20 protein-coding genes and 1 pseudogene are annotated in these 21212 nt (G+C 63.6%); 11 read left to right on the forward strand and 10 right to left on the reverse strand.

All coding sequences use genetic code 11. The features are described from left to right. Nucleotides 1–31: 31 nt before the first annotated feature. From LB536_RS13600 to LB536_RS13610, 3 genes and pseudogenes are all read left to right on the forward strand, one after another. Nucleotides 32–1294, forward strand: coding sequence for a cytochrome-c peroxidase (locus LB536_RS13600; protein ID WP_224593139.1), 1263 nt, complete (start codon nucleotides 32–34; stop codon nucleotides 1292–1294). A 204-nt stretch (nucleotides 1295–1498) separates the two neighbouring features. After that, nucleotides 1499–3901 carry a putative bifunctional diguanylate cyclase/phosphodiesterase gene (locus LB536_RS13605; protein WP_224593141.1) on the forward strand — a complete coding sequence of 801 codons (2403 nt, stop codon included), beginning with the start codon at nucleotides 1499–1501 and terminating at the stop codon, nucleotides 3899–3901. Nucleotides 3902–3926: 25 nt separating this feature from the next. Continuing rightward, nucleotides 3927–4177: pseudogene (locus LB536_RS13610) on the forward strand (cytochrome-c peroxidase); the annotation flags it as partial. A 245-nt stretch (nucleotides 4178–4422) separates the two neighbouring features. Here LB536_RS13610 and LB536_RS13615 read toward each other — a convergent pair. After that, nucleotides 4423–5127, reverse strand: a complete 705-nt coding sequence (locus tag LB536_RS13615) for an SDR family oxidoreductase (protein ID WP_224593144.1) — start codon at nucleotides 5125–5127, stop codon at nucleotides 4423–4425. A 125-nt stretch (nucleotides 5128–5252) separates the two neighbouring features. Then, a complete protein-coding gene (locus tag LB536_RS13620) occupies nucleotides 5253–5870 on the reverse strand; it encodes a helix-turn-helix domain-containing protein (protein ID WP_224593147.1) in 618 nt (205 codons plus the stop codon). 136 nt (nucleotides 5871–6006) lie between these two features. Between LB536_RS13620 and LB536_RS13625 the strand changes: the two genes are divergently transcribed. Together LB536_RS13625 and LB536_RS31090 are read left to right on the forward strand one after the other, a co-directional pair. Further along, a complete protein-coding gene (locus LB536_RS13625) occupies nucleotides 6007–7140 on the forward strand; it encodes an NAD(P)/FAD-dependent oxidoreductase (protein WP_224593150.1) in 1134 nt (377 codons plus the stop codon). Nucleotides 7141–7271: 131 nt separating this feature from the next. Continuing rightward, nucleotides 7272–7403 (forward strand): hypothetical protein, encoded by a 132-nt coding sequence (locus LB536_RS31090; RefSeq protein WP_263489051.1) that lies wholly within the window; start codon nucleotides 7272–7274, stop codon nucleotides 7401–7403. Nucleotides 7404–7409: 6 nt separating this feature from the next. Here the strand turns inward: LB536_RS31090 and LB536_RS13630 are convergent, their stop codons facing one another. Further along, nucleotides 7410–7973 carry a cytochrome b gene (locus LB536_RS13630; RefSeq protein WP_224593153.1) on the reverse strand — a complete coding sequence of 188 codons (564 nt, stop codon included), beginning with the start codon at nucleotides 7971–7973 and terminating at the stop codon, nucleotides 7410–7412. A gap of 268 nt (nucleotides 7974–8241) precedes the next feature. Next, nucleotides 8242–8733: a MarR family winged helix-turn-helix transcriptional regulator gene (locus LB536_RS13635; RefSeq protein ID WP_224593167.1), complete on the reverse strand. Its 492-nt coding sequence runs from the start codon at nucleotides 8731–8733 to the stop codon at nucleotides 8242–8244. Nucleotides 8734–8858: 125 nt separating this feature from the next. Between LB536_RS13635 and LB536_RS13640 the strand changes: the two genes are divergently transcribed. The 3 genes from LB536_RS13640 (at nucleotide 8859) to LB536_RS13650 (ending at nucleotide 12284) form a co-directional block, all read left to right on the forward strand. Further along, nucleotides 8859–9674 (forward strand): p-hydroxycinnamoyl CoA hydratase/lyase, encoded by an 816-nt coding sequence (locus LB536_RS13640; RefSeq protein ID WP_224593169.1) that lies wholly within the window; start codon nucleotides 8859–8861, stop codon nucleotides 9672–9674. A gap of 32 nt (nucleotides 9675–9706) precedes the next feature. Beyond that, nucleotides 9707–11215, forward strand: coding sequence for an AMP-binding protein (locus LB536_RS13645; RefSeq protein WP_224593171.1), 1509 nt, complete (start codon nucleotides 9707–9709; stop codon nucleotides 11213–11215). A 109-nt stretch (nucleotides 11216–11324) separates the two neighbouring features. Continuing rightward, the gene (locus tag LB536_RS13650; RefSeq protein WP_224593173.1) at nucleotides 11325–12284 is read left to right on the forward strand and encodes a dimethylarginine dimethylaminohydrolase family protein; all 960 of its coding nucleotides are present in this window, start codon (nucleotides 11325–11327) and stop codon (nucleotides 12282–12284) included. A gap of 97 nt (nucleotides 12285–12381) precedes the next feature. Here LB536_RS13650 and LB536_RS13655 read toward each other — a convergent pair whose 3' ends face one another. Next, nucleotides 12382–13938 (reverse strand): phenylacetate--CoA ligase family protein, encoded by a 1557-nt coding sequence (locus tag LB536_RS13655; protein WP_224593175.1) that lies wholly within the window; start codon nucleotides 13936–13938, stop codon nucleotides 12382–12384. Continuing rightward, on the reverse strand, nucleotides 13929–14972 hold the full coding sequence (locus tag LB536_RS13660; RefSeq protein WP_140809871.1) for a hypothetical protein: 1044 nt from the start codon (nucleotides 14970–14972) through the stop codon (nucleotides 13929–13931). Before LB536_RS13660 ends, LB536_RS13655 begins: the two co-directional genes overlap by 10 nt. A gap of 377 nt (nucleotides 14973–15349) precedes the next feature. Here LB536_RS13660 and LB536_RS13665 point away from each other — a divergent pair, with 377 nt between their 5' ends. Beyond that, a complete protein-coding gene (locus tag LB536_RS13665; protein ID WP_181178825.1) occupies nucleotides 15350–15544 on the forward strand; it encodes a hypothetical protein in 195 nt (64 codons plus the stop codon). 94 nt (nucleotides 15545–15638) lie between these two features. Here the strand turns inward: LB536_RS13665 and LB536_RS13670 are convergent, their stop codons facing one another. Further along, on the reverse strand, nucleotides 15639–17744 hold the full coding sequence (locus tag LB536_RS13670) for an EAL domain-containing protein (RefSeq protein ID WP_224593177.1): 2106 nt from the start codon (nucleotides 17742–17744) through the stop codon (nucleotides 15639–15641). Nucleotides 17745–17975: 231 nt separating this feature from the next. Here LB536_RS13670 and LB536_RS13675 point away from each other — a divergent pair, with 231 nt between their 5' ends. Beyond that, complete coding sequence (locus LB536_RS13675; RefSeq protein WP_224593180.1) at nucleotides 17976–18425, forward strand: ester cyclase; 450 nt, start codon at nucleotides 17976–17978, stop codon at nucleotides 18423–18425. A gap of 60 nt (nucleotides 18426–18485) precedes the next feature. Here the strand turns inward: LB536_RS13675 and LB536_RS13680 are convergent, their stop codons facing one another. Further along, entirely contained in the window at nucleotides 18486–19022 is a 537-nt protein-coding gene (locus LB536_RS13680) for a hypothetical protein (protein WP_224593183.1), read from the reverse strand. A gap of 112 nt (nucleotides 19023–19134) precedes the next feature. Continuing rightward, a complete protein-coding gene (locus LB536_RS13685) occupies nucleotides 19135–19461 on the reverse strand; it encodes a DUF1330 domain-containing protein (protein ID WP_140509541.1) in 327 nt (108 codons plus the stop codon). A gap of 175 nt (nucleotides 19462–19636) precedes the next feature. Here LB536_RS13685 and LB536_RS13690 point away from each other — a divergent pair, with 175 nt between their 5' ends. Further along, entirely contained in the window at nucleotides 19637–20329 is a 693-nt protein-coding gene (locus tag LB536_RS13690; RefSeq protein WP_224593186.1) for a winged helix-turn-helix transcriptional regulator, read from the forward strand. 33 nt (nucleotides 20330–20362) lie between these two features. On the opposite strand, the gene LB536_RS13695 is transcribed toward LB536_RS13690, so the two are convergent. Further along, on the reverse strand, nucleotides 20363–20761 hold the full coding sequence (locus tag LB536_RS13695) for a type II toxin-antitoxin system HigA family antitoxin (RefSeq protein WP_224593189.1): 399 nt from the start codon (nucleotides 20759–20761) through the stop codon (nucleotides 20363–20365). Between the last annotated feature and the right edge of the window lie 451 nt (nucleotides 20762–21212).

Genomic DNA, 21212 nt, shown 5'->3' on the forward strand with positions numbered 1-21212 from the left:
CCTATTTCCGGGCCAAAGCGGACCATGCCCCATGAAGACGAGACGATGGAAAAGCCTGCTGATCGCGATTGCCGCGATCTCGACCTTTGCCCTTGCCGCGCCCGCGAATACGGCGGACGGCGTCCATCCCGGCCCGCTATCGCGCGCGCAGGCGTTCGCGCGCGCCAAGGCGCTGACCGCCTTGGGGCGAAAAATGTTCTTCGACCCGGCGCTGTCGGCCTCGGGCAAGCAGGCCTGCTCGTCCTGTCATGATCCGCGCCACGCTTTCGGTCCGGCCTCGGCATCTCCGGTCGAGATGGGCGGCCCGAACCTCGACCAGCAGGGCGTGCGCGCCGTGCCGTCGCTGCGCTATCTCCAGGCGGCACCTGCCTTCACCGAGCATTTCCACGATTCCGAGGACGAAGGCGACGAGAGCGTCGACAACGGTCCGACCGGTGGCCTGACCTGGGACGGCCGCGCCGACCACGGCAAGGATCAGGCGAAAATCCCCCTGCTCTCGCCCTTCGAGATGGCCAACAAGGATGAAGCAGCCGTCTCCGCCTCCCTGCGCAAGACCGCCTATGCCGATGACTTCAAGGCCGTGTTCGGGCAGGGTGTCTTCGAGCGCCCGGGCGACGCCTTCACCGCCGCCGCCGAGGCGCTTGGCACGTTCGAGCAGAGTGCCGCCGATTTCTATCCCTATTCCAGCCGCTACGATGCCTTCCTTGCCGGCAAGGCGACGCTGTCGGCGCAGGAACTGCGTGGCCGCGAACTGTTCGAGGACGAGGCGAAAGGCAATTGCGCCTCCTGTCATATCAGTGAACCCGCCAATGACGGCGAGCCGCCGCAATTCACCGATTTCGGCCTGATCGCCATCGCCGTGCCGCGCAATCCGGCCATCCCGGCCAACGCCGACCCCGCCTATGCCGATCTCGGCCTGTGCGGCCCGCTGCGCACCGATTTTCGCGGCCGCACCGATTATTGCGGCCTGTTCAAGACACCGACGCTGCGCAACGTCGCTCTGCGCAAGAGCTTCTTCCACAACGGATATTTCCACACGCTGCGCGACGCCGTCGCCTTCTACGCCAGCCGCGACACCGACCCAGGCCACTGGTATCCCAGGAACGCCGACGGCACGATCAGGCAATATGACGATCTGCCAAAGGCTTACTGGGGAAATCTCAACCAAGAATCGCCCTTCAACGGCAAGAAACCCGGCGACAAGCCGGCGCTGAACGACGCCGAAATCGACGATATCGTGGCGTTTCTGCAGACGCTCACCGATGCAGATCAGCGGACCGAGCCAGCGAATTGAACCCTTGGACCTCGCGCGGGCCGACGTGCCGGATTGGCCGCGCCCGCGAACCAGTTTCTGGCCTTGCCGGATTGCCGCGCGGGCCGGGAGGAACGGTAAAGAAGGACATTCGTCATTAGGGCTTCCTAAACTGCTCTGGGGTATCCCTTGCCAATCGATGGTAGGACGCCGATGAACGCATTCGGGCGAGCAGTCGGATTTGTGGTGATCCTTGTCACCGGCGCAGCAATGCTGGTGGCTTTGCACATCGATGCCCAGCGGGATTACGCGCTTGCCAGGGAACGTTATCTGGAAAACTCCCGGGCGGCATCGCGCGCGACCGCCAAGACCGTCGAAGACGCCTTGCGGTCCGTCTACGAAAATGTCCGGACCCTGACCTATCTGCCAAGCGTCAGGAACCTCGACCGGCACGGCACCAATCTGGGCGACGAAGGCCGTGCGACCATCCAGCAGATCTACAATAACCTCGCTAACAACGTCTCCATTTCCGAGGTCTACTTCCTGCCGCTGGATTTCGACCCGGACCGCTTCGACGCCGTGACCGGCAAGCTCGAGGAGCCGATCCTCCAGTTCGACCAGTTGATCGTGAATGCCAGGGCAAGGTCAGACGCCGCCGCGTACACAAAGCCCGTCAAGCTGGATGACAATTCGCTGATCCGTCCGCCCGAAGAAGTTGAAACCTATGAATACCATGAGCTGGTCAAACAGCTTGCCTGGCTGAAGGCGAACTATCCCAATTCCAGCAACATCGACGGGCTGGATGTGCCGGTCATCGGCACGAAGGAACTCATCACCTGCGACAACACCGATTTCATCCATACCGGCAATGACGCTGATCGCTCCGGCTTCATTCTTTCGGTCCCGGTCTTCGGCCAGGATGGCAGACTGCGCGGCTCCGTCTCGGCGATCATGCTCACCTCGGCGTTGAGGAAACTGTTGCCGAGCAGCGACTATGTCATCGTCAATTCAGGCTACGGGTTCGAATCCGACCAGCACAAGATGTCGACGGCCCTGGCGGCTGATTCCCACGCTTTCACGGCTGCGGACCCCAATCTGATCTATTCCGAAGTCCTCCCGCTCTCGCTCAACGATCCTAGAAGTGCCTGGGGTCTCTGGGCCGGTTTTCCCAACAGCAGATTCGACGACAACATGGACGCCCAGGCCGTGCGGGAATTCGAACTGGCCGGCTACGCGGCGGTCGCGGTCGTCACGCTGCTGGCGCTGGCCTGCTGGTATGCGATCGGGCGCACGATGACGATGCAGGCCGATGCCGCCGAGACCCTGGAGCGGCGGGTCGAGGAACGCACCATCGAGATCCAGCACCTCGCCACGCACGACATCCTTACCGGCCTGCCCAACCGGGGTCTGTTGGCCGGCACGATGGACGAGGCGCTGAGAAGCCTCAGGGAGGGCGAGAAGCTGGCCGTCCATTGCGTCGATCTCGACCGTTTCAAACCGGTCAATGACACGCTCGGCCATCCGATCGGCGACCGGCTCCTCAGTGAAGTGGCGAGGCGCCTGCAGCAGCAGGCCGGTGAGACCGCCATGGTGGCAAGGATCGGCGGCGACGAATTCGTCATCCTCCAGCTCTTGCTCGATGGCAGTGACGAGGCCGGCGTTCTGGCGAGCCGGGTCATTCACGCCCTGGCCGGCGAATTCTTGATCCAGGGCCACAAGATCAACATTGGCAGCAGCATCGGCATCGCCGTCTTCCCGGACGATGGGCAAAGTTCGGAAATCCTCATCCGCAATGCCGACCTTGCCTTGTACAAGGCCAAGATGGAGGGCCGCGGGACCTGCAGGTCTTTCGAGGCAGGAATGGACGCAAGACTGCGGGAGCGGCGCCAGCTCGAGTCCGAGCTTGCTCTCGGCGTCGCGAACGAGCAGTTCGTCCTGCACTATCAACCGCTGCATGACGCACAGACCTCGGAACTGACGGGCTTCGAAGCGCTGGTGCGATGGGAGCATCCGCGCCTCGGCCTGCTCCAACCATCGGAGTTTATCCAGATGGCCGAGGAGACGGGCGTGATCGAGGCGCTTGGCGAGTGGATCTTGAGGCGAGCCTGCATCGACACCGCGAAGTGGCCCGCGACCATCAAGGTCGCGGTCAATCTCTCGCCGGCCCAGTTCAAACAGCAGACGCTGCCGCTTCAGGTTGCCTCGGCGCTCGCGGCCTCGGGCCTGCTGCCGTCACGGCTCGAGCTGGAAATCACCGAGTCGGTGCTGCTTGCGCACAATGAAAACACGATAAGGACGCTCCACAGCCTGCGGGATCTGGGCATCAGCATAGCCATGGACGATTTCGGCACCGGCTACTCCTCGCTGAGCTATCTCAGGTCGTTCCCGTTCAACCGCATCAAGATCGACCGCAGCTTCGTCAGCCTGATGTGCGAGAGCAGCGAAAGCCGGGCGATCGTCAAGGCCGTCGCCGAACTCGGCGCGACGCTCGGCATGACCACGACCGCGGAAGGCGTCGAGACCGAGGACCAGTACAGGCTGGTCAAGGAAAATGGTTGCACGGATGTCCAAGGCTGGTTCTTCGGCCGCCCAATGCCGTGCTCCGAGGTTCATAGACTTTTCGAAAGGCCAAATGCCTTGAGCGCGTAGGCGACGCGGCGCGCCGGAGACACCGACACTGCGCGACGCCGTCGCCTTCTACGCCAGCCGCGACACCGACCCCGGCGCTTGTACCCGAAAAACACCGACGGCACGGTCGACCAATATGACGATTTGCCAAAGGCTTACTGGCCGAACCTGAATCAAGACCCGCCCTTCGACGGCAAGAAACCCGGCGACAAGCCGGCGCTCGACGACGCCGAGATCGATGACATCGTGGCGTTTCTGCAGGCGCTGACGGATGCGGATCAGGTGGGGGGCCACTGAAGCGTCGGGACGAGCATGGCACCCAAAACGAAACGCCGGCGGGCCAGCGCCCCCCTCTGTCCTGCCGGACATCTCCCCCTCGAGGGGGGAGATCGGATGTCACCACGGCTTTCGCCAATTTTCGGTGTTGAAGAAAAGAGCCGGCGCCGAAGCTGCCAATCTCCCCCCTTGAGGGGGAGATGTCCGGCAGGACAGAAGGGGGGCGCTGGCCCGCCGGCTTCTGCAAGGGATCGAGCCAATCCCCCTCACAGCGCCCTGACAACGCCCCCATCCACGCGGATATTCTGCCCCGTAATATATCCCGCCCCTTCGGAAGCCAGGAAAGCAATCGTCGCGGCGATCTCCTCGCTCGTCCCGTAGCGCTGCATCGGCACGTTGTCGCGGCGCTCTTCGGTGGCGGGCAGGCTGTCGATCCAGCCGGGCAGCACATTGTTCATGCGCACATTGTCGGCCGCATAGGTGTTGGCGAAAATCTTGGTGTAGGCGGCAAGGCCGGCGCGGAACACGGCCGAGGTCGGGAACATCGCGTTCGGCTCGGCGACCCAGGCCGTCGAGATGTTGATGATGGCGCCGCCCTTCTGCTTGACCATCTGCGGCGCCACGATGCGCACCGGTCGGATGACGTTCATCAGGTAGACGTCCATGCCGGTATGCCACTGCTCGTCCGTGATCTCCAGGATCGGCGCGCGCGGGCCGTGGCCACCGCTGTTGACCAGCACGTCGATGCGGCCATAGCGCTCCAGTGTCAGGTCGGCGAGACGCTGCAGATCGTCGTTCGACCGGTTGGAGCCGGTGACGCCCAGCCCGCCAAGCTCCTTGGCCAGCGCCTCGCCCTTGCCGGACGAAGACAGGATCGCGACCTTGAACCCATCCGCCGCCAGGCGCTTCGCCGCCGCCGCCCCCATGCCGCTGCCGCCGGCCACGATGACGGCTGTCTTTTCTGAATTCATTGGGATTTCCTCATCGAGTTGGCGGGGCTTGCGGTTTCAGCGGTCCTATAGCCGGTTTCGCCGCGCAGTTCGAACCAGAAAGACTGAATCGAGCTGCAGAAAACTTGCGCGGTGAGCTGCGCCCCCTACCCCTCCACCGTCTCCAGCTCACTCAGCAGCGTGCCTTCCATGTCGGGCTCGTCGCCGGAACAGACGCACAGCATCTCGGCGTCGCCCTCGCCCACCGAGAGATAGGCGTGGCCCATGGTGGAATCGATGTAGACGCTCTCGCCCGCTTTCAGCCGCACCGGCGCGTACTGGTCGGTGTGCAATTCGATCTCGCCCTTGAGCACGATCAGGAATTCCTCGCCGGCGTGCCTCGTCAGCGGGCCGAATTCTTCCGGCGTGCGGGCGCGCGCATAGGCGTGGATCGGCACCATGCGTTTGCGCACGAGGTCGGTGGCGAGATACCGGTAGTCGTAGTTGCGGGTCAGCTGGCGCAGCGTGTTGGATTGCGAGATCACCGAGCGGCGGGTGCGCGCCGCCGGCTGCTTGCGGTCGCCGCTGAGCAGTTCCGTCACATGGATGCCGAGCCCCTCGCAAATCTGCAGGAGCTTGTCGTAGCTCAGCGACATCTGGTCGTTCTCGACCTTTGACAGCGTCGACACCGCGACGCCGGTGAGCGTACTGACCTCCTGCAAGGTCCAGCCTTGTCTCTTTCTCAAGGCACGCAGACAATCACCGAGGTTCGGTTGCTCCGACATTGTCAGCTCCATGGCGCGGCGGTCGGGCCGCTTCTCCACTCTAGGTATTCGAACTCCCCGCCGTCATCAACAACACCAAGAATTTTCTTATACGCTAAATATTGACTGGATACGAAATTATTTTTACGACTGATGGATGCAGTCGAATTCTCCCACGAAGATCGTCGTCATCGGCGGCGGCATTGCCGGCCTCTCGCTTGCCGCCGAGGTGGCGGGCTGGGCCGATGTCATCCTTATCGAGCGTGAGCCGCATCTCGGCTACCACGCCAGCGGCCGCTCCGCCGCTTTGTTCACCGAAACCTATGGCAACCGCCTCGTGCGCGAGCTGACGCTGGCCAGCCGGCAGGCGATCGTCGAGGGTGGCTTCGTCGCCCAACGGCGCGGCGCGCTGCATGTCGGATGGATCGGCGACGATGCCGCCATCGACAAGCTGGCTCGTGAATTGCAGGCGCTGGTGCCGAGCGTGCGCCGCCTGTCGGCGGCCGAACTCCACGCACTGGTTCCCGTCATTGCCAGGGAAAACACCTGCGGCGGCGTCTATGAACCGGACGCGGTGGATGTCGATACGGGCAAGATGCTGGGGTCCAGTGCCTCGGCGCTGAAGGCCGGTGGCGGCAGCATCCGCACCGGCGAGGAGGTCCGCGCCATATCACGCGACGGCAGCGCTTTTCGGATTGAAACGAGCGCCGGCGTCTACTCGGCCGACATCGTCGTCAACGCCGCCGGCGCCTGGGTCGATGTCGTCGCCGGCATGGCAGGGCTGCCAGGCCTCGGCTTCCAGCCCAAACGGCGCACCGCCTTCCTGTTCGACCCGCCCGCCGGCATGGACATTGCCAGTTGGCCGCTGGTGGTCGACCTGCACGAGCAGTTCTACTTCAAGCCCGATGCCGGCAGGCTGATCGGCTCGCTCGCCGACGAGACCGATTCCGAGCCTTGCGACACCTGGCCGCAAGACATCGACGTCGCCATCGCCGTCGACCGCATCGAACAGGCGACGTCGATGCGCATCGGCCGTCCGTCGACGCCATGGGCGGGCCTGCGCACCTTCGCGCCCGACCGCACGCCGGTCGCCGGCTTCGACCCGCGCCTGCCCGGCTTTTTCTGGCTCGGCGGCCAGGGCGGCTACGGCTTCCAGGTGTCGCTGACATTGGCAAGGCTGAGCGCAGCGCTGCTGCGCGGCCAGCCCATCCCCGGGGATGTTGCGGCACTCGGCGTCACCGCGACGGCACTGGCACCCGATCGCTTCCTGGCCCCGGCGTCGGCTCCATGAATTTCACGCCCTTGCCTCAACCCGTAAAATGTCATCAGGAGCGTTTGCGATGAAATCCACCGTTCCAGAGCGCCTATGCCGACCGCGCCTTCTATGGGCACCAGGGCAGCATTCCGGGCTACGTCGCCGTCATGCTGCACGACCCGGAGGCGGACCTCACCATCGCCATGACCAGCAATGTCGGCTCCGGCAATCGCCTCTCCTTCCAGGCCAGCGGCCTGCACCCGGTGGTCGATCAGGCGATCCGGATCATTCTCGACTGACGGCATTCAGCCGCCCTGCCCGGACGATGGATCGGGCAGGCCCGGCAGCATCTGGCTCAGCACCCGGTCGCGAAGGAAGACGTGATGGAAGACGGCAGCGGCCGCGTGCAGGCCGGCGAGCCACATGATGATATCGCCAAGCGTGCCATGGATCTCCGCCAGCGGCGCTCCCCAGGAGCCGGAAAACGGACCGATCGCTCCCAACCCATAGACCGCGACCGGATGCCCGCCAAACCATGCGCCGAGCATGGCGGTCGCCGGGACAGCGAACAGAAGGGCGTAAAGCGCCCAGTGCGTTGCTTTCGAAGCAATCTCCATCCAGCCAGGCATGGCCGGCGAATCGGGAATGCGATCGAAAAGGCGCCAGACCAGGCGAATGACCAGCAAACAGAGAACCGAGAAGCCAAGCGACTCGTGCAGCAGCAATGTCGATGCCCTGGCCGTGGAATAGACGCGTTCGGGCGGCCCTCCGGCGGATACGAGGAAGGCGGCGAGCACCAGCAAAGCCGTCAGCCAATGGAGAGCCTGGGCAACGCGTCCATAACGGGTTGTCGAGCCGGAAAGCGACATGCGAAAACTCCCAAAAAGGTGAGAAAAATCCTGGCGAGGATGAACGTGCAGCTATTTTCCCGGTTCCTCAAGTAACATCAGTTTACCGCCCATGTCGGTTGCGTCGCTGCCGCTGGCGGCGCTGCCTGACGAGACGAAGTCCCTAGAGCGGTTCAGTGTTTGTTGGAATCGCCGAACCGCTCTAACTCTTTGTTTTCACGCAATTTCCTAGGGAAAGCGCTACGTGCTTTTCCCGGGAAAACCGCTACGCACTTTTCCTGGAATTGCTCTAGCCTTCCTCCGTCCAGATCAGGCGCAGCAGGCGAAGCAGCGTTGCCCGCTCCTTGGCTGTCAGCCGGTGCAGGAACCGGTCTTCATGCCGGCGAACCTGTCGCCGCCATCCGGGCATGGCCTTCCTCGCGGCCGGTGTCAGGGTCAGCACCTGCACGCGCTTGTCGTCCGCATGGTCGTCGCGCTCGACCAGCCCCCGCCCTTCGAGCTCGGCAAGCAGCGGCGCCATGTTGGCGCTCTTCATGCCGAGCTGGCGGCAGAGTTCCGCGGCACGGATACCTGGTTGTTCGTCGATCAGCGCCAGCATGCCGTAGGTAACCGGGCGCAGCGCCGCATCGGCGAGCTCTACGGCGAAATCACTCAAGGCCAAAGTCGAGGCACGCCTGAGATTGTAGCCGACCTGCGCGTCGAGCGCGTCTTCGGCCATCGCTCCTGGCACACCGGGATCGGGGTGCGCACTGGGATCGGCGTGAATTTCCGTCTCATCCATACTCGAACCGATCGCCGTGATCAAAGCCCTTGTCAAGCAAAAAAGACTATGCGACATAGCAAACTAGATAGCTATATCACATAGCAATTTTCGCAAACGTCGCGCCGTATGGGAGGACACTGACAATGACCGAAGAGCCCGTTGCCTTCGATGTCGAGAACGGCATCGCCTGGGTGCGTTTCAACCGGCCGGACAAGCGCAATTGCATGAACCCCGCGCTCAACCAGCGGATGATGGAGGTTCTGGGCGAACTCGAATTCCGTGACGATGTCGGCGTGCTGGTGCTGTCGGGCGAAGGCAGCGCCTGGTCGGCGGGCATGGACCTCAAGGAGTATTTCCGCGAGACGGAAGCCAAGGGCCTCGGCGCCGTCCGCAAGGCGCAGTTCGAAGCCTATGGCTGGTGGCGGCGCCTGCGCTGGTACCACAAGCCGACCATCGCCATGGTCAATGGCTGGTGTTTCGGCGGCGGCTATGGCCCGCTCTTTGCCTGCGACCTCGCCTTCGCCGCCGATGAGGCGCGGTTCGCCCTGTCAGAGATCAACTGGGGCATACTGCCCGGCGGCGGCGCCACCAAGGTGGTGGTCGATCTGCTCTCGATGCGCGACGCCATGTACCATGCGCTGACCGGCGAGCTCATCGACGGCAGAAAGGCCGCCGCCTGGAAGCTGGTCAATGAAAGCCTGCCGCTGGCCGACTTGAAGACGCGTGTCACCGAGGTCGCGAACGTCCTTTTGAAGAAGAACCCGATTGCCCTGAAGGCGACCAAGGACGCCATCCGCCGCGTCGCCGAGATGACCTATGACAATGCCGAGGATTATCTCGTGCGTGCGCAGGAAGCGGCCAACTCCCATGACAATGACGGCCGCAAGGAAGGCATCCGCCAGTTCATCGACGAGAAGAGCTACAAGCCGGGTCTTGGCGCCTACGACAAGGCCAGATGACGCGATAAACCATCGACGCAATCTGGGAGGAGATGCGAATGCCGGCCTGGACGACATCGGATCCCGTGGCCTTGCACGCCAAGATGCAGCCGGACCGTCTTGCCTGCGTCGACCTGGCATCCGGCAGGCGCTGGACTTATGCGGCGCTCGACCGGGCCATCCAGCGCGCCGTCGGCGTCCTCGAAACCGCCCGTGGCATCGAAAGGGGGCAACGGGTCGCCACGCTTGTCCGCAACAGCGCCGACCTGCTTGTCCTGCAGCAGGCCGCCATGCGGCTCGGCGCCATTTTCGTGCCGCTCAACTGGCGGCTCGCCGACGCCGAACGGCAGGCGATCCTTGCCGATTGCGGCCCGGTGTTGCTGCTGCATGACGCGGCGCTCGAAATGACGTTGCCGGCGGGCTGCCTATCGATCGAAGTCGCGGCTTTCGCCAAGGCGGTCGAAGCCCAGGCACCGGCGCCGCGCCGTCCCCCGCCGGACGGCGATACACCGTCGATCATCCTCTACACATCGGGTACGTCGGGCCGGCCGAAAGGCGTCATCGTCACGGAGGCCAACGCGTTGGCCACCGCGGTCAATTTCGGCGTGCTGGGCCGCGTCGGCAATGCCAGCGTCTTCCTCTGCGATGCACCGATGTTCCATGTCATCGGTCTCATCACCAGCCTGCGTCCGCCGCTGCTGCAAGGCGGCACGGTGCTGATCTCGCCCGGTTTCGACGCCGGTTTGACCAACCGCCGCCTGGCCGACCCCGCCCTCGGCATCACCCACTATTTCTGCGTGCCGCAGATGGCCAGGATGCTGCGTGAACACCCCGACTTTGCGCCGGCGCGCTGGACGTCCCTCACCGCCATCTTCACCGGCGGCGCGCCGAACCCGGCCATCGACATCGTTTGGTGGCTGGCACAAGGCATCCGCATGGTCGACGGCTTCGGCATGACGGAAGCCGGCACCGTGCTTGGCATGCCGGTCGAGGCCGAGCGGATAGCTCGCAAGGCCGGCTCGGCCGGCCTGCCGGCGCCGACGATCGGCCTGCGTATCGTCGACGACGACGGCCGGGACGTCGCCGTCGGCGAACCGGGCGAGATATGGCTGTCCGGCCCCTCGATCACGCCGGGCTACTGGAACCGGCCGGAAGAGACGGCGCGCGCCTTCACCGCCGATGGCTGGTTCCGTACCGGTGACATCGCGCGGCGCGATGACGAAGGCTTCGTCACCCTCGTCGACCGTCGCAAGGACATGTTCATCTCCGGTGGCGAGAACGTCTATCCCGCCGAAATCGAAATGGTGCTGCTCGACCATCCCGACATCGCCGAAGCCGCCGTGATCGGCATCGCCGACGAGCGCTGGGGCGAAGTCGGCCGCGCCTTCGTCGTGGTCAAATCCGGCCGGGTCCTGGATCCGGCCGCTCTCGCAAGCCATTGCGGCGCCCGCATCGCCCGCTACAAGGTGCCGAAGCAGTTTCTGCTCACCGAGGCGCTGCCGCGCACCGCGTCCGGCAAGATCCAGAAACACATTTTGCGCGGGTGGGCGGCCGGCGGATAGGCCTGACGCCGCGCCACCGTCGCCTGTCGCAAGATCGCCACGGCGTTCGCCTAACCTTTTATGAGGATATCGACGCTAGGGTCGGCGCGACACCAACGGAGGGAGCTCCTTGCTCACCGTCACCGAGGACGATTTCTCCGAATACCATGTGCCGCCCAGACGCATGCTCATGCATCATCCCCGGCACGGCCTGTCATTGGAGAACCTGTCCAGGGAACGGCTGGCGGCGCTCAATTTCCTCGACCTTCCGCATGTCGACGAACTCTACGCCGAATATGACGCCTTCGCCGCGCTGATCGGAAGCCATGTCGACACCCTCTATCTCGATGACGTGCTTGCCGACCATGAGCCGTACCGGCTAGAAGCCGCCGGCAATCCGAACCTGATTTTCATGCGTGACAGCTCGGTGACCTTGCCGTGGTCGCCCTCGACATTCGTTCCGACCCGGCCGGCTCTGCCGAGCCGCGCCCGCGAGGCTGAAATCGTCACCGCCGCCCTGCAAAGACTGGGCATGAAGCCGCTCACCCGTCTCGAGCATGACGAATATCTGGAGGGTGGCGACGTTCTGCCGGTAACCTTCGACGGCCGGCGCGTGTTGCTTGTCGGCTTTGGCGTGCGCACCACCAAGGCGGCCGCGATCAAGCTGGCGCTCGACCTCATCCCCCACCATGTCGACTATATCATCGGCCTCTCGCACGATCCCGAGTTGCTGCATCTCGACACCGGCTTCACCGTGCTGCCCAACAAGGTCATCCTGGCGGCGGCCGGCATGTTCGGCGCTGGCTTCCTCATCGACGAGGATCGCCGGCTGAGCCCGGTGAACCCGCTTGCCTATGCAGAGGCGCTGGGCTGTTCAATCGTTCGCTGCGACAAGGCCGATGCCATCGCCCATGAACGCTGCAACCTGTTGCCGCTGGGCAATCGCAGCTACCTCGCCTTCGACCTCCCGGCCGAACTCAAGGCCACGCTGGAAGCGGCCGCCGGCGTAACAATCCATCTCGTCAAGGGCACCGAGATCGCCAAGGCGACCGGCGGCGTCCATTGCCTGACTAGGCCATTGTACGCCTGACACGGGAAGCCGGCTGGCCGGCCGCTGATCGGCTCGTCGACCCCAAGTGCAGTCAGAGAAGTCACAGTCAGAGAGATCGCGGTCAGAGAGGTCGGCGTCAGAGCTTGTCGTATTTGATGTTCGAGGCGACATACTCGTTCTTCAGCCGTCGCTGGCCGCCTTCGAACGGACCGGTGTTGAAGGCAAACACCTTGAGCTCCGGCATGTTCTCCGGCGTTGCCGTGCGCTTCCAGGCGTTGAGGAAATCGCCGTTCATGGTGGCCAGCCTCTCGAACACCGTCTCCTGCAAGGTTTCGACCGGCAGCGGCAGTGTCGCCCCCTCGACCAGTTCGACAGCCACTTCCATGCGCTTGTTGTGGGCGGCGTCCTCATAAGAGATCAGGCGGAAGGTCGACAGCACCGGCGCCAGCACGTCGAGGCCGAACAGGATCTCGCGCAAACTGTCCGGCGTGACCTTGGCGCCGTAGTATTCGATCGACATGTCGGAGCGGCCGTAGATGAACAACAGCGGCAGATCGAGGATGCGACCGCTGTTTTTCAGCATGTCGCCATGTCCAGTGTCGCGCAGGATGCGCTTCAATTCGCCGAAGCGCAGCACATGGCCGCGATCGTGGATGTTGTAGCGGATCTTGGGCGATATGTTGTAGGGCCGCGAAATCGTCGCCACCAGTTCGCCCTTGGCGTTCTCCTCCAGATAATAGGCCAGCGGATTGTACTGGAAGACCATCGGCGTGACGCCGTAGCCGACACGGATGATGGCCTCGCGCAACCGTTCGTCGCCGAGCAGTGCGCGGCGCAAATTGATGGTGAGTTCGCTCTCGAGCGCAAGATTGACCTCGAGGTCGGAGGCGCCGTAGCTGCCGACGACGCGGCGGAATTTCTTCAGGAGATAGTCGCGCAGGCTTTCCGAGATCCCCTCGCCGCCAAAGGCGGCATCGATGGTGAATTTGGACCAGTCGAGACGCGGATCGTCGACGAGCGTCTTCAGGAACGGCGGGTAGCCCATGACCACATAGCGGAAGCGCGGGCCGAACTCGTGGATCGTATTGACGATCTTGTCAAGGTTCGGGCCCGTCGACTTCAGGATCGTCGTATCAGTCAGGGAGATCGCGACGTTCATGCCGGTCGCCCACGCGCCGAGCGCGAAGGCGTTGAGGATGAACAGGGTCTCGTTCTCGCCAGTGATGCGCAGGAACGTCATCTGCATCATCTGCTTGGTGATCAGCCGTTCGGTCTTGCCCCGCACCCAGCTTGTCGGCATGCCGCTGCTGCCGGAGGATTCATCGACCATCACCCCCATCGACGGCAGCTTGCCACCCAGCAGCCGCTCTTCCTGAGGGTATTTCTTGACGTAGCTGTCCTTGTCCATTTCCGGAATGGACGTCAGGTCCGGCTTGGTGACGTGGTCGAGCATAATTTCGGGCTTGCCGCCCAGCCTGTCGATATAATCGCGATAGGCCGGGACCTTGGCGTAGGCATGATAGAAATTCGCCCAGGCGCGCCAGGCGCCGACGCCCCACCGCAGCCGCTCGAAACCCGGGATGAGCAGGATCTTGTAGGCATGCCGCGACGAGGCGAAGGCGCGCTCGACGACGTTGACGAGCGCGACCAGCGCCAGGAAGAAAGGCCGCACCGCTTGCTTGATCAGCCGCATAGGATGATGTCCTCGAACGGGAGCCGGTAGCTCAGGGGTGGGGTTTGGCTCTTGCCGAGCCGCAGCAGCAGCCAGACCATGTCCGCGCCGCCTTTTTCATCCGGCATGCCGAAATAGCCGATCATGTTGGTGCGCGCCTCGTCCGAGGTGATCACCGAACCGTAAGGCTGCCAGTAGTAGCCATGGCGGGTGACGATCAGCCAGAGACGGAACATGGTGGTGCCGGCGTTGAACCAGTCCTCCATGGTCACGTAGGGACCGCGCAGCCAGCCGATGGTGCCGACGCCCTTCATGCTGCGGCCATAGACGAAACCGACAAGGCTTTTGATGCCGGGCAAGGTCCAGAAGCCGGGGCTGGTGAAGAAGCTTTTGAGCAGCCGGGCGGAGAAACCGAGACAGCGTGCCGACAGGCCGTCGCCGGTAATATCTTCCTCGCGCGTGCCGAAGCGCAGCCAGCGCACCAGCTCGTTGCGGATCGGCGCGTTCATCATGTCGTGAAAGAGTGCCTGGCGGTTGAGCTCGATCACCCAGTCGATGGCCTGGGCATCGCTGCGTGCCTCGAAGCGGTGGCCGGTGCGCCGCGCTTCGGCCTCCATGTCCAAAAGCAGCGCTTCGGGGATCGCCTGCCCGTCATAGGGAAGCCGGGAGGTGTGGCGATCGAGAATCAACTGGCTGTCGAAATCGGCCACGGGAGCCGCCGCCGGCCTCAGCGTCAGGCGTGAGATGATTTGCGGCGTCTCGGTATCGCCGCCGGGATACATCGCGGAGAAATCCGTGCGGCAATCGAGCTCGTAGCCCAGGCCATGCGCGGCGATGGCGCAAACCTGGGCGAAGATGCCCGCGGTCAGCCAGGTAAAGCGGCCATGCGGATCGGCCACCCATAAACCGCGGCGCGGCAGAAAGATGATGTCCGCCTCGCTGTCGCTGCGGATGCGCAGCCGGAAAGGTTGCGTGTTGTGAGGACTGGGGCAACTGACCGCGTAGCGGGCAATTTCCCGCCAAATGGCCGGTATCGTTACATCGCCTTCGGTCAAGGTATCGCCCTCCACGCGCGCCTTAGCAAGTAACAAACAAACAATACTGAAATGTGATTTCAGATGACTAACAAACGCTTATGCAAATGTACGGGATACTGCCGGTGTCAGGGACGTCGGGCACCCGCCTCGACCTTGAAGTCAGCTGAATCGCCGGGCAAAAAACCGCGGCGGCAGCGGCCACGATCTCCGCATTGTCCCTGGCCACCGAACCGCGCAAAGCCGTCGCGCCGTCACTCCTGACACGACGGCGCCGCCGTCAGCCGTGCCTCTTCACGGCATTCGCGGGCATTTGAATAAAAGGCGCCTGTGGATATTTACCCAGCGTTGCGCCAGGCCGGCCAAGATAACATTAGGGCGGGATCATGGAGGGACCATTGACCAGCGATTTTTCAGCCGCCCGTCTCCATCTCGAACGCGCCTACCATTATCTTCGCGGCAATGACGAGACGAGTCGTTCGACATGCGAGGCCCTCGACCTGTTGATCGAGATGGTGGCGGAAGCACAGCACAGGAAGCCGGAACCCGGGCTGCTGGAATTTCCGCGAGCGGCGGCGCGCCGGCACGGTTGAACAAAACGCGCCGTGTTCAACGGATTCAGGCCGCGCGCATCAAGTCTTCGTCTTCTTCACGCATGTCGCTTTGGAGCGACATGCATTTTGTCTGTCAGGACGCTCTGCGTCTCGATGCGTCGTCGGCCATTGGTGCCGCGCGCGCCACGATCCGCTCCAGCGGTTCGGGCCGGTGCAGCAGGAAGCCCTGGCCGAACTCGACGCCGATGTCGCCCAGCATGGCCACCGTGTCCTGCCGTTCGATCTTCTCGGCCACGACGGCGCAGCCGAGGCTGCGGGCGATGCTGGTGATGGCCAGCACGATCTCGCGGTCGAAGCGGCTTTCCGTGATATGCTCGATGAAGGAGCCGTCGATCTTGATGGCATCGACCGGAAAGCGCCTGAGATATTCAAACGAACTCATGCCGGCGCCGAAATCGTCTAGGCTGACCCTGCAGCGCCGCTCGCGCGCCTTGCGCACGAAGGTTTCGGCGGCATCGAAATTGGTGACGGCGGCGGTTTCGGTGATCTCGAAGCCGATGCCCGAATGCGGCGCCCCGGTTTCCTCGATGATGCTGTCGACGAAGTCCCACAGCCCAGGATCGCTCAGCGTCTGTGCCGACAGGTTGAAGCCGAGCGTGATCACGCCGGATTTCATCGCCGCGCTGTGCTGCGACAGCGCGGTGCGGATGATCCAGCGGTCGAGCCGGGCGGCAATGCCGAAGCGCTCCGCCGCCGGTATGAACTCGCCGGGCGGGATCAGCCGGCCGCCCTTTCCGGCAAGCCGCGCCAGCACCTCGACATGGCGGTTCTCTTCCCAGGACCTGCCCAGCCGGTGGATCTCCTGGCCGAACAGTTTCAGCCTGCCGTCATCCATGGCGTCCACGGTGTCGGCGGCGAGCCGTGCCGCGTTGAGGCCGCCCGAACCGGAGACGGCATCGGTCGAAAACAGCGCGAAGCGATCGCGCCCGGCGGCCTTGGCCGCGTAGCAGGCATCGTCGGCGCAGGCCAGCGCGTCGGCAACCGTGGTGACACGGTCGCGGACAATGGCGATGCCGATGCTGGCCGCCAGCCGGCGCGACGTCGCGGCAAGGCCAAGGTCGGCGTCGCGCACGGCCGCCAGGATAGCGCAGGCCAGCCGCTCGGCTTGCACGGTGTCGCAACCGGGCACCATCAGCGCGAACTCGTCGCCGCCGAGCCGCGCCGCATGCGCCGACGGCGGCAGGCAACGGCCAATACCCGCCGCGACGCTCTTCAGCGCCAGATCGCCCGCGGCATGGCCGGCGAAATCGTTGAGCGCCTTGAAGTAGTCGAGGTCGATGTAGAACACCGCAAGCGTCACGCCGGTGGCGATGTGGTCGGCGAGCAGCCTGTCGAAGGCGGCGCGGTTCCACAGTCCGGTTAATGCGTCGTGGCGGGCGGCGAAGGCAAGCTCCTGCTCGCGCAGCTTGTCCTCGGTGATGTCGCGCACCGTGCCGAGGACTTGACCGGAGGCACCGGCGGCGGCGATGAAACGCAGCAGCGATTCGACATGGCGGATCTGGCCGTCGCGCTTGATAATGCGGTACTGCGAGACGATGACGCCGTCGGTTTCCAACGGCACCCTGTGGGCGCGTTCGGCGGCGTCCTTGTCGTCGGGATGCAGGTAGCTGTGCCAGAGATCGGCCGTCACCTCGTCGGTCACCGCCACGAGGCCGAATATCTCCCTTGTGCGCGCGTCCCAATAGCTCTTTCTGGTGGCGATGTCGTAGTGCCAGATGCCGCTGCCGCTGGCGGCGAGCGCCAGGCGAAAGCGGATATTGACCTGTTCGAGCGCGGCTTCGGCGGCCTTCTGCTTCGAGATGTCGGTCTGCACGCCCATCAGCCTGAGCGGCTTGCCGTCGGCGTCGCGCTCGACGATGCCGCCGCGGTCGAGCACCCATATCCAATGGCCCTGCTTGTGCTTGAGCCTGAGTTCGGTCTCGATGGCGTCGGTCAGCCCGGCAATGTGGCGGTCGCCGCTGGCCAGCGCCCGTTCCCGGTCGTCGGGATGGGTCAGTTGCAGCCACAGGTCGCTGGCATTGGCAAGTTCGCCCTCCTCGTAACCCAGCATCCGGGCCCAGGTCGCCGAATAGAAGCAGTCGCCGGTGCTGAGATCCCAATCCCAGACGCCAAGATCGGCGCTCTCCAGGGCCTTGGCCCAGAACGCTCCGTTGCGACTTTTCTTGCCCTGATCCGCCATCGTCCGTTTCGCCTGCCCCACCCCGCCGGCAATCTGCGGCAAAACCAGAGAAGAAACAGTTACCGGGGCAGCGAAGGGGCGGAGTGTCTACTCTCCCGGCGGCAATCGTGACTGCAGCCTTTCGATTGGCGGACAAGAACCGGAGTTTTGCGCGCCTCGAACGATCCTAGGAATGCCCGAGGTCACCAGCCAGTCCGGTGATCCCAACGCAAACGAGAAGAGGATCCTCCCATGACCAAGCAGGAAGACAACAAGGCCGTCGTCGTCAAATGGTTCACCGACTTCTGGGGTGAAACCTGCGATCTCTCCGTTGTCGACGCCATCGCCGCGCCCGACATGCTGCTGAAATATTCGCTGCACGAGCCGCGCCGCGGCCGCGACGACATCAAGGCCTTCATGACCGATTTCCGTGCCGCCTTCCCCGATCTCAACTTCTGGGCGACGGCGGACCTCATTGCCGAGGGCGATTACGTCGTTGGCCAGTGGGAAGGTGGCGGCACGCATACCGGGCTGGCCTTCGGCGATTTCCTCGCCGGCTCGCTGCCCGCCGCCACCGGCCGCACCATGCGCTTCACCGGCACCACGGTGCTGAAGGTGATCGACGGCAGGATCGTCGAGGAAATCGGCCTCGACGACGGCGTCACCGCCCTCACCCAGCTCGGCCTGATCAAGGCCGCCTGAGAAACTTCGCGCAATATCGAGGCTTCGGCCAGGCGGATTGGTGCCGCCTGGCCGTGCCGGTTACTGGGTTGGCGCCATCGCGTGCTCGCATGACACTTTGGGGTTCATGTCGGCGAACGTGCCGGTTGGGTTGCCTTTCCAGGCCCAGACATGCAGCTCGTAGAATTCACCCAGGCCATAGCGGTTGGGCGCGCTGTTGAAGTTGAACAGCTGCCCTTCGAGGGAGGCCGGCCCCTTCGAGGTGATGTACTCGACCGCCACCAGCTTCAGCGTGCCGTCGGCCATCGGCTCGTACATCACCGCTTCGGGACGGGCGATGTCTACCTTGTCGTCCTTCAGATACCCGCCATTGACATAGTGGATGCCCATGGCGCCGCCGGTGATGCCGCTGGCGCAGGGAATAGGCGCATAGCCTTCCGCCGTCGCGGCATTGACGTCGAGAAACCGGCTGTTGGCTGCCCGCACCTTCTCGGCCAGCGGACTGGCATCCGGCGCGCCCGCTGGCGCCTCCTGATGTGCCTGTGCGAAGGTCGTGCAGACGACCAGCATGGCCCCCGCCATGAGAAGCCCGTTGCGAAAGTTCGATTTCATATCCATTCCGTTCCTGTTGAAAAAGCACGGCTGGCCGGCCGCCGACGATACGGCGGCGCGACGGGCAAGCGCCGTGGCTGTTGTTGCGTGGAGATCCCGAAAACCCGGCGAATGCCGGTCATCCCTTCGGCAGATACGGGATCGTTCCGGCCAGATCGGTGTCGTCGATCAGCTGGAAACGGCTGTCGCTGCCGTCCTGGCGGGCCGAAACGAAAGGCGCATAGGCCGGATCGTTGGTGAAGGCGCGCGCCGCGGCTTCCGACGGGAAAGCCATCAGGGCGATCAGCGTCGTGTCGAGCGGCTTGCCTTCGAGCGTCTTCACATTGCCGCTGCGCGACAGATATTTGCCGCCATGCTTGTGGACGAGGTCGTGCACCGAGGCGGCATAGGCCGGGACCCATTTCGGATCCTTCATCTTGATGTCGGCGATAACGTAAGCAGTCATTGTGGTCTCCTGGTTGCGCGCACAGGGGTATCCCGTGCACCGGCCAAAGGGCTCGCATGGCAGGACCCACGCCAGCTAGTCCGCGATCTGTACTGGGCCGGTACAGTTTCTGTACTCGCTGCTTCAATCATGAAGGACTAATGTTGCCCGCAGGTTCGAGGGAGAGGCACAGGTCATGACCCAGCACGGATACAAACAGTTCTGCCCGCTATCGATGGCCGCCGAGGTGCTGTGCACCCGCTGGACGATGGTGCTGATGCGCGAGCTCGTGGCCGGTTCGACCCGCTTCAACGACCTGCGCCGCGGCGTGCCCAAAATGTCGCCGACCCTTCTGTCGCAACGGCTGAAGGAGCTTGAGCTGGCGGGAATCGTCGAGCGCAAGGAGGTCCAGGGAGAAAAAGGGATCTTCGACTACCGGCTGACCGAGGCCGGCTGCGATCTGCGCCCAGTCGTCGAGGCGATGGGGTTCTGGGGCCAGAAATGGGTCGAGTCCCGGCTATCCCTCAAGAACCTCGATCCGTCGCTGCTGATGTGGGACATGCGGCGCAACCTGAACCCCTCGCCGCTGCCGGAAGGACGCACGGTGATACAATTTCTGTATCAGGAACTCCCCGCCTCCAAACGCTCATGGTGGCTGATCGTCGAAAAGCACGGGGAAGTCGACCTGTGCTGGTACGATCCGGGCTTCGACGTCGACCTCTATGTCTCGACCGACCTGCACACGATGACGGCGATCTGGATGGGAGTGCTCACCGTCGAAAAGGCCGGCGCGAAGGTCGCCCTGACGGGCGACCAGGCCATCGGCAGGAAGATGCAGACCTGGCTCGGGCTCAGCCCGTTCGCGGTGGAACCCAAACGCGCGGCGTAGGAACCGGTGCTGTCGTCAAGCCCGTGGAGAAGCTTAGGCGCGCTTGCCGCCCCTTTCATTTGCGAGGTGATAGGGTTGCACGAGAATTTCGGCAGGAATGTTCCATTCCTTGTTCAGTTTGAAGATCATGTCGAGGGTAAGGGCGCGCTTTCTGTTCAGCACCTCGGTCGCCCGAGGCGACGACCCGATCACCTTGGCCAAAGCCTTTCGCGGCAGGTTGAACAATTGCATGTGCGAATGAATGGCTTCCACGGGATCGGGTGCTTGAATCGGGTAGTGCTTATCCTCGTAAGCCTCGATCAGGGTTGCGAGAACGTCGAAGCGATCGCCGTCGGGAGAGCCGATCTCCGGCTCATTCTCGAAGTATTTGGTGATTTCGGCGATCGCCCAATCGTAGTCGGCCTCGGTCTTAATGGGTCGAATGTCTTCCATCACACCTTCTCCGGATCAATCTTGTCATACTTTGCCGGAATTGGGGGGAATTGGCTGTATCGCGGTTTGAAATCAGATCGTTGGCCAAAGCGCCCATTCAAGGCATCTCCTCTAAGGTCGCTATGTAGTGCACCCGGCTACCGCTGGCGTAGACGATGAAACACTTGTTGCCCAAGCGGTCGCTTTTGACAGTGAGCGAGGTGGTGTATCGGGGAGCGTTTCGTGGCAATGGGGTCGTGACGGGTGGCAGATGGCTAGCAGCCAGCCGTCCGAGAAGCAGAACTAATTGCCCTTCCGCCAGGGACTTCTCCGAGATGGAATCCTCCCATCGGTCGGGTGTCCCGTGGCGTACAATCTTCCAAACTCGCGCCATATCTCCCACCCATGCTTTCCGCTAAGCATCCAGCACTTTCGTCTATGCGGGCAAACCGGAATAGACGCCTTAGATATT

The sequence above is a fragment of the Mesorhizobium sp. ES1-3 genome (assembly GCF_020164795.1).
Lineage (GTDB): Bacteria > Pseudomonadota > Alphaproteobacteria > Rhizobiales > Rhizobiaceae > Mesorhizobium.

Excerpts from the sequence above, each read along its gene's own strand:
- LB536_RS13600 (WP_224593139.1), top strand. The coding sequence starts at position 32 with ATGAAGACGAGACGATGGAAAAGCCTGCTGATCGCGATTGCCGCGATC.
- LB536_RS13615 (WP_224593144.1), bottom strand. The coding sequence starts at position 5,127 with ATGAATTCAGAAAAGACAGCCGTCATCGTGGCCGGCGGCAGCGGCATG.
- LB536_RS13620 (WP_224593147.1), bottom strand. The coding sequence starts at position 5,870 with ATGTCGGAGCAACCGAACCTCGGTGATTGTCTGCGTGCCTTGAGAAAG.
- LB536_RS13625 (WP_224593150.1), top strand. The coding sequence starts at position 6,007 with ATGCAGTCGAATTCTCCCACGAAGATCGTCGTCATCGGCGGCGGCATT.
- LB536_RS31090 (WP_263489051.1), top strand. The coding sequence starts at position 7,272 with ATGCTGCACGACCCGGAGGCGGACCTCACCATCGCCATGACCAGCAAT.
- LB536_RS13630 (WP_224593153.1), bottom strand. The coding sequence starts at position 7,973 with ATGTCGCTTTCCGGCTCGACAACCCGTTATGGACGCGTTGCCCAGGCT.
- LB536_RS13635 (WP_224593167.1), bottom strand. The coding sequence starts at position 8,733 with ATGGATGAGACGGAAATTCACGCCGATCCCAGTGCGCACCCCGATCCC.
- LB536_RS13640 (WP_224593169.1), top strand. The coding sequence starts at position 8,859 with ATGACCGAAGAGCCCGTTGCCTTCGATGTCGAGAACGGCATCGCCTGG.
- LB536_RS13645 (WP_224593171.1), top strand. The coding sequence starts at position 9,707 with ATGCGAATGCCGGCCTGGACGACATCGGATCCCGTGGCCTTGCACGCC.
- LB536_RS13655 (WP_224593175.1), bottom strand. The coding sequence starts at position 13,938 with ATGCGGCTGATCAAGCAAGCGGTGCGGCCTTTCTTCCTGGCGCTGGTC.
- LB536_RS13670 (WP_224593177.1), bottom strand. The coding sequence starts at position 17,744 with ATGGCGGATCAGGGCAAGAAAAGTCGCAACGGAGCGTTCTGGGCCAAG.
- LB536_RS13675 (WP_224593180.1), top strand. The coding sequence starts at position 17,976 with ATGACCAAGCAGGAAGACAACAAGGCCGTCGTCGTCAAATGGTTCACC.
- LB536_RS13680 (WP_224593183.1), bottom strand. The coding sequence starts at position 19,022 with ATGGATATGAAATCGAACTTTCGCAACGGGCTTCTCATGGCGGGGGCC.
- LB536_RS13685 (WP_140509541.1), bottom strand. The coding sequence starts at position 19,461 with ATGACTGCTTACGTTATCGCCGACATCAAGATGAAGGATCCGAAATGG.
- LB536_RS13690 (WP_224593186.1), top strand. The coding sequence starts at position 19,637 with ATGACCCAGCACGGATACAAACAGTTCTGCCCGCTATCGATGGCCGCC.
- LB536_RS13695 (WP_224593189.1), bottom strand. The coding sequence starts at position 20,761 with ATGGAAGACATTCGACCCATTAAGACCGAGGCCGACTACGATTGGGCG.